Source organism: Stenotrophomonas sp. YJH_SMC_10 (assembly GCF_059371555.1).
In genome coordinates this window covers 78,112-93,390 of record NZ_JCAFUS010000003.1, presented here as the reverse complement: position 1 = coordinate 93,390, position 15,279 = coordinate 78,112, and the positions used below count along the sequence as shown (strand labels likewise).

The following is a 15,279-nucleotide window of genomic DNA, read 5'->3' as shown; positions in this document are numbered from 1 at the left end:
AGGTTTCTGCCGGGCCTAGTCACGTCCGGCGCCTTGTTGGAAGTGCCTCAGGATAGCGGCGACGACGTTTCGCATCGCGTCGTGGGGCGGCAACTCATCCAAGGCGCGGCGGAGGTAGGCGATGGCCCACTCGGGCGCATGAGCCTTTTCCTGCGCCGGCTTGCTTATGAGTTCGAGGAGTTGGTCAACCGCCTGGATGAACTCAGGCGCCCGGCTAGATTCCATGCCGAAGACGTCCCGATAGACATCGTCGGACGACCATGCGAACGGGCTTTCAAGAGGACGCGTGCGAACGGCCCCATCTGCTGTCTCGCTTGGTTCAAGCCGGCGGATGCTCCCCCAGCTATTCGAGAGCCCGGCCGCAATTAGCGCCGAGTGGGTCGCGATGACTGCATGGCATCCAGCCCGGGTGGACAGCACCGTTTGCAGCGTGGGCAGGTACTCGCGCTGCCAGCCAGGATGCAGGCTGTTCTCCGGTTCGTCGACGAGCACCAGTGAGTCGTCCCTGAGTTCGAACACCAGGTTGGAAAAGTTGAACAGCCAGTTCCACTGGCCGGAACTTAGATCGCTGTCGCGTTTAGCCTCGTTGGCTTTGTCCGCGAGATGCTGCTTGCCGAGCGGCATCAAGCTGATGCCCTCGATCTCTATCAAACCCAGATATAGAAGGTAGCGCCACTCGAGGATCGTGTCGTATCCGAAGAAGATCTTGTGGTCCCGCGGACGCAACCAAAACGCGATCTTGGAAGGAACCAGCGAGTTGAGCAACGCGCGAACACGTTCGACTTCGCTGGAATTTTCAAGCAGGGACTTAGCGTATGCGGTCACGGCGGCCCGGTCCGACGCGGAGATGCTGCGATCCTTCTGCAGTTGCCGGACGACCGCAGGTAACTTGGAAAGGTAGTGCTCGAACCCCTGTTTGGATCGGCGATCCCAAGGGCCGAAATCAGGTCGGCCGATGGTCCTGTTCGGTACGAAACGAATGCCTGCACACAACTCCAAGCCGAGTTTCCAGAAAATCGGCTCAAGGTCCGCTGCCCGTTCGCCGAGAAACGCGGCGTTCTCGATCAGGCTGTACCCGAGCTGCTTTTCATTATTTCGCAGGCTGACGTTTCCGGTGCCCGCCCTTTGCCCGATGTAGACGTAGCGCCCGCCGTCGGTAGACACGATTTTTGATAGGCTGCTGAGTTCGTAGCCGCGAGGGAAGCGATCCCAAGGCGTGTTGGAGATGGCAATAACGTTCGACGGGCGCGGGCCCTCGAACTGTGGCGTAAACTCGATGGGCGGATGACCATGGCCGCGGTGTTCCGTCCTACCCAGACCCGCTTCCATCAGAACCCTGAGCGCCAGGCTCTTCTTGCTACCATTCTCGCCGATGAGGACCGTGATCCACGACTGGTCGGGATCCGATGGTGAATCATCCCCACAAAAGACGAAAGGGGATTCGAAAACGCGGGCGGATGTGCTTATGCTTTTCAGGATCATGGGCATGTTCGGCAGTCAGTCCGCCCCGTCAACATCTTCAAAGTTGGTTAGGAAACGCGGCCACCGACCGGGCGATCGGTGGAAGTATGCCTCGAAGGCGGGGTGGGCCAACGGCAGTGTAGCGGAGACATTGCGGCGAGCGAAGCCTCGTCGGTGGCGAGCTTCGGCAGGGGAGTGGATGGGCCATACGTGCGCTTGTCGTGCCTCCTTGGCGGGGTAGGGTCTAGTCGGGCCTGGTCGGGGCAGGCCACGTCGGCATGCGTTCAATTGAATGGCGTACGACCTGTACATCTTGACTAACCGCTAGCGTCTAGCGGTCTGACCTGCCCCCGCCACCGGAGAACGGGGCCATTGAAGCAGAGACTTGAGAAGTCCGGCTTTACTGAAGAGGAAATCGCGTCAGCGCTGAAGCAGGCCGAGTTGAGGACGGCATTCGGTGAGATTTGTCGCAAGATGAGCATCGCGGAAGTGACGTTCTGCGTGTGGCGCAAAAGTTCGGCCGGCTGTATCAATCCGAACTCAAGCGCCTTCAACTGGCCGAATATGACGTCAGCCGCGCTGGGATTAGAAAGATTTACCGGGGGTAGGGGCATGGCAACTGTCGATCCAAAGCGGACCTCGAAGCAGAGCCCTAGTAAGTTCGGTTGGGCCTGTTGCGGCTGCGGGGACTAAATCGGCGTCGCGGCTCGCCGCAGATCGTCGTATATCCTAACTACTCCTTAACTAGATCTTCTGCCAACGGAGCTAGGTATGTGGGCTTTTATGCGGCTGCTTTGATAGATGCGCCGAGCACCCAACAATAAGCGAACATCGTGCCAGCGAGTGGGTTAGGAGGTCTGATCGGGGGCAGGATACCCAAAGCAGTGACGATTCGTCTGTTGAAGACAAGAACGTGGCCTCGGTCCGGGTCCGGGTCCGGGTCCGGGTCCGATGAAAAGTATGGCGCTAAGAGGAGCGCAAGAGGTAATCAGCTACTATACTCGAAGATAAGCGGTCAGCCGAACCGGTGACTCATGCTCCAGTCTTGGATAAAGTAAGGTAGATAGGGCTGTAGCTGGTGGCTGCCATTTCGAGGGTGTATAGAGATCGGGGAGAGCAGTACTCGATGTGGACAGATAACGAAACCGAACGGGATTTCCTGAACTTTTCCGGCGTGGCGGACACCATTGCCGAAATCATCGCGCAGGCTCAGGGTAAGCCGATTTCAATCGGCGTATCAGGGCAGTGGGGCAGGGGTAAGTCTTCGCTGATCAAACTGACACGAGCGTCGTTGGCGGGCCGTCCTAAGAAGAACGGTGATCGGGACTTTGTTTTCGTGGAGTTCAATGCGTGGCTCTACCAGGGCTACGACGATGCACGTGCGGCACTGATGGACGTCATTGCCGAAAAGTTGCAGGACGAGGCTGAAAAGCGGGGGAAGGGCAAGAGCAAGGTCCTAGAGTTCATTAAACGGATCAAGTGGTTTCGCGCAGCCAAGCTGGTAACTGGAGACGCCATTGCCTTGGCCTTTGGACTGGCTCCAACCGGCCTGCTGGGCGGGCTCTGGCGCACGGCCAAAGGCATGGCCGATGGCGTTAGTCAGAAGGAGTTCGAGCAGGGTAAGGAGCAAGCCAAGGCAGCAGCTGACGAGGCAGGTTCCCTACTGGGGCCCAAACCCGACGACTCACCTCCTAAGGAAATTCAGGCGCTTCGCGATAGCTTTGAGGAAGCTCTGGAAGAGCTCGGTATCACGCTCGTCGTATTGATCGACGACCTGGACCGGTGCTTGCCGCCCACCACCATCTCGACGCTTGAGGCTATCCGGCTCTTCCTGTTCTTGAAGAACACGGCGTTTGTGATCGCTGCCGATGATGGAATGATCAAGCACGCGGTGCGTAAGCATTTCGAGGGTCTTGATGACGATGCGCTGGTCACCAACTACTTCGACAAGCTGATTCAGGTGCCCATTCGTGTGCCTGCACTGGGGACGCAGGAAGTTCGGGCATACATGATGATGTTGTTCGTGGACAACAGCGAGCTCGAAGCATCGGTCAAGGAGACTGTCCACCAGAAGGTCGGAGAACGTCTGCGCCAGAGCTGGCTCGGAAAGCGCGTGGATCGTGCTTTCATCCAATCGCTGGAACTTGACCTTCCCCCTAGTTTGCTCGGTCAGCTGGACACAGCGGATCGGTTGGCGCCTTTGATGGTTGCCGCGTCGGACATTTCGGGCAATCCGCGACTCATTAAGCGGTTTCTCAACGCGCTTTCGATACGAATGACGATTTCGAAGGCTCAAGGAGTCGGCGTCGATGAGGCCGTTCTCGCTAAGTTGCTGCTGTTTGAGCGCCTGGGCGATCCAAAGGCTTACGGCCAACTCATTGCTTCGGTGAGCTCGCATGACAGCGGTCACCCAACGATCCTCGCGGAATGGGAGGAGAAGGCTGCCAGTGGTATTGCTGTTGAATTGTCTGCACCTTGGCAAGGGTCTTTCGTGCAAGAGTGGTTGACGTTGCCGCCTGCGTTGGCCAAAGAAGACCTTCGTGGCGCGCTATACGTTGGCCGGGAGCATGCGCCTCTGATCATGCCCGAAGACAGGCTGTCGTCAGACGCTGCGGACGTGTTGACTGGATTGCTGGCGAGCCCAGACATGGCGGGTGCACTGAAACCACGCTTGGCGGTCATCAGCCGTCCCGAGATTGCCATCATCATGGATCGCCTTTTGGATCGGGCTCGGCAGGAGCAACAGTGGGGCGTCCCAGAGATCTTGGAAGCTTGCTTGGTCGTTGGGGAGCATGATTCTGCCCAGGGGCTGCGTCTGGCGTCCTTCCTTCGTGATCGGCCGATCGCGCAAATCCAAGCCAGCATCGTGCCGAAGGTCGATGGCCAACCGTGGGCGGATAGTCTTTTCGAGCACTGGCTCAAACAAGGCGTCGGTGGTCCGGCGAAGAAAGCAATCCAGCAAAGGACGAGCTGATGGGAACCTCTCAGAGCAGTAAAGGGCCTGGATCGGGCGTGCCGATGATTCCACCGTGGGCGGACGGCTCGGCGCCAAGCGATCCACCTGGGGATGACCCAGGACAGGACGGACAGCCGGGTGAAACTCCCACGCCCACTCCCACCCCGACAGCACCACCGGGTAGGTGGGGGACAACCCGCAGGAACTTGGGCGACTACGCGCAAACCGGCGACAGCAGGTCGATGCGTAGGGCGCTGAAAGGGTATGTGCGTAGCGGGTATGGAGGATCCGGCACAGCGTCTCGCCGGATGGGCAGCACCGCAACAACCGCAGGGGCCCTGTCTACAGCTCTCAGCAGCTTGGCCGGAGGGGCGACGCGCGATCCCACTGCGGTGTTGGATCGTGCTTTGCTGGTCGGACGCAACGCCGACGAGATCATGGATGCGATCGTCGAAGCCGTGCGGCCGGTGGACGGCACCCAGGATGCGGAAGCCTCACGAGCAGCGATTCGAGACGCTTTGTCCGAGCTCTTGGCGCGCTACGAGAACGCCAACTTGCTGCAGCTGACGGACGAACAACGGGAATTCGCGATTGAGCGTTTCACGGCAAACGACATCGTGCGTCGGTTCGAGCTCGATACGGGCCAAGTCATCATCGAAAAGGCGCCTACCACCACTATGGGTTTGGCGAGGCTTAAGGAAATTCGCAGCTACATCAAGCAGACGGTGTCCGCTTCTTTTCGGACGTTAAAGCAGGCAGGACGCCAACTGAGTTCCGGTAGGGTCGCCCAAGTGGTGAGGGACGCGCTGCGGGAGACATTCACGGTGTTCGAGGAGTATGTGTCTTGAAGATCTTCTGTGCACCGAAGGGTTGTCCGGTCCCGCAAGGCCACGATCTAGAGGTCCTGCTTTACGGCCAGCGCAACCGGTCTAACGATCACCAGGGCAGTGCGGGAGAAGCCGTCCAGCGGGAAATTTACCGCGCTGGACTACTGCCGGATCAACGCGCCTGGGACTTTCTCTCGCTGGCATTGGCGGTGGTGACTGCAGACGTCTCGGTGACACGCAGTGACAGCCCCGATGGGTGGACGCGCCAGATAGAGCTGGTCGTTGCCGTTTCGGATCCTGGTTTCTGGTCCACCCAATCCGACGCCATCCAAGCAATGCTGGGCTTTCTGTCCACGGATCGCTGGAGCATCGGTTTTGTTGAAGGTGGGCACACACCCAAGGCGCCATCGAAGTTGGTTCGGCCCAAGGAAGACTGCGTGGTGTTGCTTTCTGGGGGGCTGGATAGCTTGGTCGGTGCGATCGACTTGGTGGAGAAGGGCTATTCGCCCATGGCGGTGAGCAATGTGGTCCGAGGCGATGCGGACAATCAGAGCGTTTTCGCTGAGCGTATCGGTGGAGGCCTTAAGCGCTTAGCTCTCAATCACAACGCTACCCCACCGTGGGACAAGGAAGATTCACAGCGTGCTCGATCCATCATCTTTTTGGCATTCGCCGTTGTCGCGGCAACCACGCTCGAGCGCTATCACGAAGGCGAGGAAGTCCCCGTGTTTGTCTGCGAGAACGGATTCATCGCCCTTAATCCATCTCTCACTCATACGCGACTGGGTAGCCTGAGCACCCGCACGGCGCATCCTGAGTTCTTGAACAGGCTGCGTGATCTTCTGGCAGCAGCGGGGCTGAGGATTCGGCTGGAGAACCCTTACGAAGACAAGACCAAAGGCCAGATGTTGAATGAATGCAAGGATCAAGCCTTGCTCGAAGAACTTGCTCTCTCTTCCGTCAGTTGTGGCCGTTACCGCGTGTTTGGCTACCAGCATTGCGGGCGCTGCGTTCCTTGCCAGGTCCGTCGGGCGGCCATCAATGCCTGGGAGCATGTGGACGGTACGGGCTACAAATTCAATAACCTGGGCAGAAAGGACACCGATCACGCGAAGTTCGATGACGTAAGATCCGTCGCCATGGCCATTGCTGAAGTGAAGGCGGATGGAATCGATGCTTGGCTCTCTTCCTCCTTGTCGTATCCGCGGATGGGGGACAGGGCACCACGCCGAGCGCTCGTGCAACGTGGGCTCGCTGAGCTTGAGAGCCTGCACAACGAGCTTGGTGTAACGTGATCGACTTTCACTGCCACTTGGATCTGTATCCGGATCCGCACGCGGTCGCGGCGGCGTGCCAGGAGCGGGGCCTCTACGTCCTGTCGGTCACCACCACGCCATCGGCTTGGAATGGCACCTCGGCCTTGGCGTTGGGCAAGAGCCGTATCAGAACTGCCCTCGGGCTTCATCCCCAAGTGGCCCATCTGCGCAAATCGGAGCTGCCGCTCTTCGAACAGTTGGTGGGGCACACGCGATACGTGGGCGAGATTGGGTTGGATGGGGCGCCTGAGTTCAAACCGCACTGGAATGACCAAGTGGAAGTCTTCGAGCGAATCCTTGCAGCTTGCTCCAGCGCGGGCGGCAGGATCCTCTCATTACACAGCCGCCGCGCTAGCAAAGATGTTCTGAATCGGCTGGCAAAGCATCCGCGGGCTGGAATCCCTATCCTTCATTGGTTCAGCGGCACGGTGAAAGAGGTCGACAAGGCGGTGGAGCAGGGATGTTGGTTCAGTGTGGGCCCAGCGATGCTCAGTAGTTCGAAGGGCCGTGCTCTAGTGGATCACATGCCTCGAGAGAAGGTGCTTACCGAATCTGACGGCCCATTTGTGCAAATCGAAGGCAGGTCTATCCTGCCATGGGAGGCTTCGCGTGCGGTGCTGGCCCTCAGTGACTTGTGGCAAGTACCTTCTGCCGAGGTAACGCAGCAGCTTTCTTTAAACCTAAAGAGGTTGGGTTCAGTTCACTTCTGACGCGTTCTACAAAAGAAAGAACATGGACTCTCTTAGTCTTCCAGAAGACGAGCAGCTGGATTGGCTGTTGATCCACCTGCTTGAAGGTACCCCACCACACTCGACACTGAGCGGTGCTCTGTGAGTTGCATGATTGCCGGCAGCGCCACGCCCTGACGGCTGGCCTCGGTCATGAATCCCGACCGCAGGCTGTGCCCGCCAAAATCCCCCTCTAGCCCGGCCAGGCGCGCCCGTCGCTGCACGATCTCCCCGACAGCAGCCGGGGACAGGGCAGGGCCGACCCGCTGCTTCCATAAACGTCGAAAGATCGCCCCTTCGGTGATCCCGGCCGTGTCTAGCCAGTCCTGCAGGGCGAGGGCGGCCCGATCGAGGACCGGCTTGTCCGGCGTCGAGCTCGATGTGACGCCGGCCTGCTGGGTCTTGCTGTGCTCCAGGCGGTAGATGTAGCCCGCCTCACCGATCCGGCGCAGGTCGCGCAGGTCGCGCAGGTCGGCCGCGGCGATCTCGCTGCGCCGCCGCTAGAGCAGGGCGCCGGTACAGGAGACTTCGCATGGCCCGCGGCATCACCGAATCTGACGTTCACACCGCCGCCGACGAGCTGGTAGCCAAGGGCGAGCGCCCAACCGTTGATCGAATCCGGGCTCACTTGGGGACCGGCTCTCCGAACACCGTCACTCGCTGGCTGGAGACGTGGTGGAACCGGCTCAGCACGCGCCTGCAGCCACGGCGTTCGGACTTTGATGACGCACCAGCTGTATTGGCGGAACTGGCTGGGCAATGGTGGGAGCTGGCGCTGAAGCACGCTAGGGAGGCGACTCTACTGGAGCGGCTGGTCGATCAGCTGCGCCTGCAGATCTCAGAGCTCACGGAGCAGCGGGATCTCGAGCTTCGGAGAGCCGATCGATCTGAGGCAGCAAGACAGCAACTTGATGCCCGGCTTAATGAAACGCTGGAAACGGCGAAATCTGAGCGAGAGGACTGGACCGAGTACGTCAGATCTGTCGAGAATCGAACGCTCAGCGAAGTAGATCGATCTCGCCAGGAGGCGAAAGATCTCCAGACTCAACTCAACAATCAGGCTAAAGCCCAGAGGGCAATTGAGGAGCAGCTACGCAAGGAGCTGCATGCAGCCCAATCTGCAGCCATCTCGGCCGGTCAAGCTACTGATGTTCTCCGGGGCAGATGCGAGGCCCTTGAGCAGCAACTCAGCAGCCTGCGAGAACTTCCGGCGCAGCTGGAGGCAGCCATTAAGCGGAACGCACCGAAGGCGGCGGCCCCAACGTCGCGCGCACGGCGGCAGAGCCCGAAGTCGACGTGAGCGTAACCGCCCAGGGGTTCTCGAAGAGATGCATCAATCTTCTGCAGCTTTCCGACGTATCCTGGCCGCATCGATTCTCGCCTGCACACGCGCCACCACTTGATCGTGAGGAATCGCCGGTCGTGTATCGGCAATGGCGCGCTTAGGATCGTGTCCCTGAGCGCCTCAAAATTCTCAATAGAATCAACAAGGGGCACGATCCTAAGCAAAAGGACAAGAACCAAGAAAACTGACACCATTGCCACGCCGAGAACACGAACGCGGCCGCAGCCCGATACAGCATTTCGCATAATGTATATTATGTTCAGGCCAGCAAGCCATTGTGAGCTTCTCTTGCCTCAGCCACCGCCCTGCGGCGGCATGTGCCCGCCCCGATCCTGGCGATTACGGCTCTTGATCGAAGTTCCCCTCACTCTACCGCTCCTGCGCCTCTGCTGGGCTGGCCGCCGAGCACCCGAGAACGCGTTCGGCATGCCTGCCGGTACGCGCTAAAGCTGCGCCTGTCCGGAATAGCAACTTGCACCAGCTTGATGTCGAGACTTCGGGGGCTCCAGTCGCGCATGCGCTTGGCCCCTTGCGTTCAGGACCAAGGATTTTGGGAGTCCCCGGGACCATCGCCGCCTGATGGCCGTGATGCGTCACGTTAATACCGACGATCCTGCGCGCCCCGTATCTGCAGGATGAGTCCGGTGCAGCCTCAGAACACGAAGCTGCAGTTGACCGACACAGTCGTCGCTGCCGGTGTGACATCCCGCCTGAGAACGGTGCGATTGGCCGATACGCTCAACCCGACTCGAGGCGAAAACGCGTAATTGCCACTCACGCCCATCTTCAAGGTCCGCTGGCCGTTGTCTTTCCATGCGCCGCCGGAGCCGGTCCTGCCACCGTGTGCGTAATTGGCATCTAACGACAGCCAGACCCGTTCGCCCACATCCCTGCTTAGATGCAGATCCAACCCGTAGAGCGGCCTCTGCTCCAACGCAGCCTCTCCGGGCTTTTCCGCATCACCATAGAATTGAACGTTGCCGTTGATGGCCAGCAGTGTCCCATCACCCATAGGCAGCCCATACGCCAACTGGGGCTTGTAGGACCAGCGGTTTTTTCCCAGATTCAGGACGGAATCCCGGTCATAGCTGCCCGTGGGCGCGGTCACGGCGACGGACGCGGTCAGGTAGGCGCCCGCGTCCCAGGCCCGGAATTCCTGCGGAGTGAGTGCGGGCGCCCCGAACACGTTGACCAGAAAGATCCCCGTGGCATCGCCCATGCCGGAGGCGGATGTGCGCAGCGGTGTGCCCCCGATACTGCCGGTTACCTTGCCATAGGGCGCCAAGACCTGGATGCCCGCGATGCGGTCGCCCAGAGCGAAGGTGCGCGCATAGCGAATGATTCCCAGCTGGGATTCAATCTGGGCGCCATCGACCGGAAGCGACGGGTCGAAAGCGATTTCGTTGCGCGCATACGTGTAGTAGACGAACAGCAGGTTGGTATCTATGGGAACGTTCTCCCAATCGCGCGCCCCATCGGCGCGCGCGTCGGGCTGCGCCCCGACTGCGGCAAGCGCAACGGCGAGCGCGGCCAGGGGACGGAGGCAGGTGCTCATGGGGTTACGATGTTGAACATGACGTCGAACGTTTCTACGTTCGCAAACAGGTTCTCGACTGCGGATCGCTTGCCATGCAGCTTCACGGCCGGCCCGGCGAGCAGCTCGTGCGCCGGCTGCGCCCCCATGACAAGCTGGTTGAGTGTGCTCCGGGGAAGCTCTAAGGTCGCGTCTGCCTGGTCCTGGTTAGCGAGCGGCCGATAGGAGAGCGCGCCCGACCGCAGCGTCATCAAGTAGCGGTCCTTGGAATCTGGAATGATCCAGGCAATGGTCGCGTTCCCTGCCCTTGCCGCCGCAGGTCCGTCCAGGCGTATCGCGAGATAGTCGAAAAGCATGCCGACGGTCATTGCCTTCAGCACGTCAGGTGATGCGGTGGTGGCACCGCCCTTCGGTACGCCATCGCGCAGCTCAAGTGCTCCCATCAACATGGCGTTGCGCCATGTGCCCGCCTCGCTCTGGTATCCCATCTGCTCCAACGCATCTGCCAGGAGTGCGCGTCCTTCGCGCGAATCCGGATTGGCGAACACAATGTGTTTGGCTACTTCAGCGACCCAGCGATAGTCACCCTGTTCAAAAGAACGCCGTGCCTTCTCCAGTACTGCCGATTCGCCCCCCATGAAATCAACGTAACGCTGCGCGACATCCGAAGGTGGCAGCGGATTGAGATTGGCGGGGTTGCCGTCGTAGTAGCCGAGATAGCGCTGGTAGACCGCTCTCACATTGTGAGACAGCGTGCCGTAGTATCCGCGGCTGTACCAACGTTTCCGCAGCGGCTCGGGCAGTTCTTTCAGGGTGTCGGCAATCTCCAGTGGCGTCATGCCACGGTTGGCCAGCCGCAATGTCTGGTCGTGGATGTACCGGTACATGTCCCGCTGGTCGGACAGGAAGGTGGTGATCTCCGCCCCACCCCATGTGGGCCAATGGTGCTGCGCGAATACCACGTCCGAACGTGCTGCATAGCGGCTGATGGTCTGGTCCAGATACTCCGACCAGACCTTTGGGTCCCGGACCTGGGCGCCACGAATGGTCAGCACGTTGTGCTGCGTTCTCGTTGCGTTTTCTGCGATGCCAAGGGCGCGATACTGCGGCACGTAGACATTCATCTCCGCTGGCGCCTCCGTACCTGGCGTCAGCTGGAACTCGAGCTGCAGGCCATCAATGGTCACGCTTTCCACTGCTTGCCCGCCGGAGCCGATGGTATCGGTCGGCGCGATCAGACTTACAGTCCCGCGCGACGTCGTTTTGCCCAGTCCCGCACCCACCTGGCCTTGTACGCCCTTGGGCAGCAACGCGCCGTACATGTACTGCGCGCGGCGGGTCATGGCATTGCCCGCATAGACGTTTTCGGAAACCGCGTGCTCCATGAAGCCTGCCGGCGCATAGATCCGAACGCTCCCCCGCTGAACGTCACGCTCGTCGACGATGCCCTTTACGCCACCGTAGTGATCAACATGGGAGTGTGAGTAGATCACCGCCTTTACGGGCAGCTGCCCTACATGGGCTCGATAGAGATCCAGCGCAGCTTTGGCCGTTTCCGTTGAGACGAGGGGGTCGATGATGACCAGCCCGTTGGGCGTCTCAATAATCGTCATGTTCGACAGGTCCAGCCCGCGCACCTGGTAAACGTGATCTGTCACCTTGAAGAGTCCCGCAATGCGGTTCAGGCGCTCCTGCCGCCACAGGCTGGGGTTCACTGTGGCCGGCGCTGCTTCTTCATGCAGGAAAGCGTAGGAGTGCATATCCCATACGACTTGGCCCTTGTCGCCACGGATGATCCCGTCAAACGGAGCGATCAATCCGCGATTGGCCGAGTCGAAGTCTGCACGATCACTGAAATCGAGTTCGGAGAGAACGCGACGGTTGAGGTCCTCGGTAGCCCTGCTCGCGCTCGCTGGCGGGGTGCGCTGCGAAGCAGCAGTACTGGAACCCAGTGCAGTGCCGGAGTCGAGCAGCGTGAGAGCCACCAGGATGCCCAGGACATGTCCACGAGGCATGCGCGCACCGTTGTTCATCTTTGCGTTCCTTCGATTGATGCTGGCCGAGTGATGAGCGTTCGATGAAGGCAGTCACCCCCTTCGAAAGTCGCTGGCGCTGCCAGCGCGTGTCGCGCAGGGCCGAATTATTGAGGCACCTGACGTGATGCCGGCGTCAGCGACGGATCATTGAACCTCAACGCGCGACGTTGGCCACGCCGACCGCACTCTTCAGTGACGCCGTCCTGTGCGCATTACAGGAACCGGTGCATCACAAAGACATCCACCAGTCCCGATTCCCGGTGCCGGAAGGCCTCTGGCAGCGTCCCAACCACCGCAAACCCCAGCTTCCGGTACAGCGCCACCGCCGGGCCGTTGGTGCTGACCACGTAATTGAACTGCATGGCCAGGAATCCTTCCGCCCTCGCCCGCTCCAGGCTGTGCTCCACCAGTGCCCGGCCCACGCCTCGCCCCCGTGCCGCAGCGTCGACCACATACGTAGCGCTGGCCACATGCGCCCCAAGGTCAGGGAAATTCGGGCCCATCTTGTACATGCCCACAACCCGGTCCTCCAGCACGGCCACATAGGGCGTCTGGGCCTGGAACCAATGCGCGCGAAAGGTCTCGACCTCAAACGTGCCAGCAAAAGGCAGCGCATCCTGCGTCGCAATGGCGTGCTTGAACATGCCCCACATCACGTCGAAATCGCCTGCACGGGCGGGCCGGATATCCATGCGACTCCTGCAGATCTGTGGCCATGACCAGGCCGGACACTACCAGAATCCAGCCCCTGCCCCGTAGCTGCTTCACGCGCCACCGCCATCGGCTCCGCAATAGTTGCAGATATTCCGGCCCTCAGAGTAGTAGATGCCCCCTGTTTCCGCGCACATCCCGCACCGGCTTCGACGGTGGAGGGTCCCTGCCTACGTTCTGCTGGGCATCTACCTGCTGTACCTGCTGGCCGGCAACATCTTCCTCAACACACCGCTGTTCGACCAGGTCACCAACCGCAAGCCGCACAAGTTCGTGATGACCACCGGCCCGGCCATTACCGTGCTGCCCGGCCACGTGATCGCCTGGAACGTGCACATGCGCGGCCATGTGAACCGCACGGTCTACGTGCTGCATGCCGACCGCGCCAGCGCTCGTCTGGCAGTGCTGCCCCTGTTCCGGCGCGAGGTGCGGGTGCCCCGGCTGCAGGCAACCGGGGTCTCGGCCGAGATCAGCCGCGTGGAAGACGCCATCCCGCCACCGGCGCGCAGCGACCGCGGCTGGACCCTGCGCTTCGATGCCATCCACAGCGACAGCATTCGCAGCGCACGCTTCGGCAAGCTGCTGATCATCGGCCAGGGCCAGGGCACGGTGGGCTTCCTCAAGCAGTTGCGCGGCGGTCCGTCGGAACTGTTCGAATCCGAGGTGACATTCAGCGATGCCGACACCAGTTTCGACGGCGTGCAGCTGTTGGGCGCCATGAATCTCACCGCGCGCTTCAGCTATCCGCGCCACTATCGGGACCAGGCGCCGGGCCTGGCCAAGTTGAAGCTGCTGCATGCCCAGCTCGAGGTGGATGCCCGCAGCCAGGGCCTGCGCATGGACACCCATGCCACAAAGCCCAGGATCTCCAGCGCACCAGTGCCCGGAAGGCTGCAGGCCGCACTCCACCTGATCGATGGGCAGTTGCAGCCCGGCGACCATGCACTCTGGCAGGTGCCCCTCTATCTGGGCGATGGCGCCCCGGATCGCGGCCTGTTGGCCCTGCAGCTCAACGTAGCCAACGACCTGCGCCTGCAGGCGCGCCTGCCCCCGCGCCCCGGCTCGGGCAGCGAAGTGGATGCCGACCTGCATATCCGCGGCCGCGACATCCCGTTCCAGGCACCTGCCCAGCTGCTGGAGCGCAGCTCCGGTACCGTGCGCGGCGAATGGGCGTTCACCTCCCTCAACTGGATCCCTGCCCTGTTCGTGCGCAAGCCGTGGCTGCAACTGGACGGTGGCGGCACGCTGAAGGCGGACCTGCGTCTTCGCAACGGCGAACTGACCGAAGGCAGCACCGTGGACATTCCTGCGGCCGAAGCCGTGGCCGAGGTGGCGGGTGTGCGCCTGGCGGGCACGGCCAGTGCGCACGGCGAACTGAAGGCAGGAACGCCCAGCCAAGCGCGGCTGGCCGTCCGCTTGCCCCGCTTCACTGCGCGACCAGCCGATGCCAAGGACGTGCGCCTGTTCGACGGCCGGGATCTGGCCCTGGACCTGACCGGCGATGGCCGCCTGCAGGAACTGCGCAAAGGCGTCCGCGCGCAGCTACGCTTCAGTGAAGCCACCATCCCGGATCTGACCGCCTACAACCGATACCTGGGCTCGCCCCAGGTGAGACTGCTCCGTGGCACCGGCACCGTCAGCGGTGACGCGACCCTCGATACCGACGGGCGCGTCGGCCATGGCACGGCCCGGCTGTTGGGGCGCAACGCCAGCGCCAGGGTTGCGGGGCTGGACATGGGCGGCGATATCGACGTCAACGCAACCCTGCGCCGCGGTGACTTCAGCCAGCGTCATTTCGATCTGTCCGGCACCACGGTCGAGCTGCGCAACGTGCAGGTAGCGGGCACGCAGGGCTCGACGGCATGGAAAGGCCGCGTGGACTTCAAGCGTGGGCGCATCGATGCGCAGTCGCCGTTCCAGGTGGATGCGACCACGGACCTGGATCTCAGCGATGCACGACCGTTGCTGGCGCTGTTCGCAGAGCGCACCGATTACCCGCGCTGGACCTTGTCCCTGCTGGATTCCGGACAGGTACAGGCCCAGGCGACGCTGCGCTGGCGTCCGGGCCATCTGGTCATCGACGGGCTGCAGGCCGAGAACGATCGCCTTTCGGTGCGTGCGCGGCTGGATCTGCTGGACCAGCGCAAGCGCGGCGATCTCTACCTGCGCTGGGGGCTGCTGGGCGCAGGGATCGAGCTGGACGGCGACCGGCGCCAATGGCATCTGGCCAAGGCACGCGAATGGTTTGACCAGCAGCCTTCCCTGCTGACCGCGGGCCAGGGCACGGGCGCCGTCGGCTCTTCGGACTGAAGGCAATCGCCTGCATCCATTGGCGGCCCCGGTGCGTATACACCAACGCCCCAAT

General features: G+C 61.4%; 10 protein-coding genes and 1 pseudogene. 6 read left to right on the top strand and 5 right to left on the bottom strand.

Annotated features, from left to right (window positions below):
• Positions 1-15: 15 nt before the first annotated feature.
• Complete coding sequence (locus tag AC5P9C_RS06055; RefSeq protein ID WP_414614975.1) at positions 16-1,482, bottom strand: AAA family ATPase; 1,467 nt, start codon at positions 1,480-1,482, stop codon at positions 16-18.
• A 1,105-nt stretch (positions 1,483-2,587) separates the two neighbouring features.
• Here AC5P9C_RS06055 and AC5P9C_RS06050 point away from each other — a divergent pair.
• The 4 genes from AC5P9C_RS06050 to qatD are packed head-to-tail and all read left to right on the top strand — an operon-like array spanning position 2,588 to position 7,270.
• Positions 2,588-4,435, top strand: coding sequence for a KAP family P-loop NTPase fold protein (locus AC5P9C_RS06050; RefSeq protein ID WP_414614974.1), 1,848 nt, complete (start codon positions 2,588-2,590; stop codon positions 4,433-4,435).
• Positions 4,435-5,265: a Qat anti-phage system associated protein QatB gene (gene qatB, locus AC5P9C_RS06045; protein WP_414614973.1), complete on the top strand. Its 831-nt coding sequence runs from the start codon at positions 4,435-4,437 to the stop codon at positions 5,263-5,265. Before AC5P9C_RS06050 ends, qatB begins: the two co-directional genes overlap by 1 nt.
• Positions 5,262-6,539, top strand: a complete 1,278-nt coding sequence (gene qatC, locus AC5P9C_RS06040; protein ID WP_495205112.1) for a Qat anti-phage system QueC-like protein QatC — start codon at positions 5,262-5,264, stop codon at positions 6,537-6,539. The genes qatB and qatC overlap by 4 nt, the downstream gene beginning before the upstream one ends.
• Positions 6,536-7,270, top strand: a complete 735-nt coding sequence (gene qatD / locus AC5P9C_RS06035; RefSeq protein WP_197638646.1) for a Qat anti-phage system TatD family nuclease QatD — start codon at positions 6,536-6,538, stop codon at positions 7,268-7,270. The genes qatC and qatD overlap by 4 nt, the downstream gene beginning before the upstream one ends.
• Positions 7,271-7,302: 32 nt before the next feature.
• Here qatD and AC5P9C_RS06030 read toward each other — a convergent pair.
• Positions 7,303-7,788, bottom strand: a pseudogene (locus AC5P9C_RS06030) (tyrosine-type recombinase/integrase); the annotation flags it as partial.
• A gap of 32 nt (positions 7,789-7,820) precedes the next feature.
• Between AC5P9C_RS06030 and AC5P9C_RS06025 the strand changes: the two are divergent.
• On the top strand, positions 7,821-8,588 hold the full coding sequence (locus AC5P9C_RS06025; protein ID WP_495205111.1) for a DNA-binding protein: 768 nt from the start codon (positions 7,821-7,823) through the stop codon (positions 8,586-8,588).
• A 697-nt stretch (positions 8,589-9,285) separates the two neighbouring features.
• Here AC5P9C_RS06025 and AC5P9C_RS06020 read toward each other — a convergent pair.
• From AC5P9C_RS06020 to AC5P9C_RS06010, 3 genes are all read right to left on the bottom strand, one after another.
• Positions 9,286-10,188, bottom strand: a complete 903-nt coding sequence (locus AC5P9C_RS06020) for a transporter (RefSeq protein ID WP_495205110.1) — start codon at positions 10,186-10,188, stop codon at positions 9,286-9,288.
• Positions 10,185-12,200 (bottom strand): alkyl/aryl-sulfatase, encoded by a 2,016-nt coding sequence (locus tag AC5P9C_RS06015; protein WP_495205109.1) that lies wholly within the window; start codon positions 12,198-12,200, stop codon positions 10,185-10,187. The genes AC5P9C_RS06020 and AC5P9C_RS06015 overlap by 4 nt, the downstream gene beginning before the upstream one ends.
• Positions 12,201-12,415: 215 nt before the next feature.
• Positions 12,416-12,895 carry a GNAT family N-acetyltransferase gene (locus tag AC5P9C_RS06010; RefSeq protein WP_057495033.1) on the bottom strand — a complete coding sequence of 160 codons (480 nt, stop codon included), beginning with the start codon at positions 12,893-12,895 and terminating at the stop codon, positions 12,416-12,418.
• A gap of 133 nt (positions 12,896-13,028) precedes the next feature.
• Here AC5P9C_RS06010 and AC5P9C_RS06005 point away from each other — a divergent pair, with 133 nt between their 5' ends.
• Entirely contained in the window at positions 13,029-15,224 is a 2,196-nt protein-coding gene (locus AC5P9C_RS06005; RefSeq protein WP_495205108.1) for a translocation/assembly module TamB domain-containing protein, read from the top strand.
• The last annotated feature ends 55 nt before the right edge of the window (positions 15,225-15,279 follow it).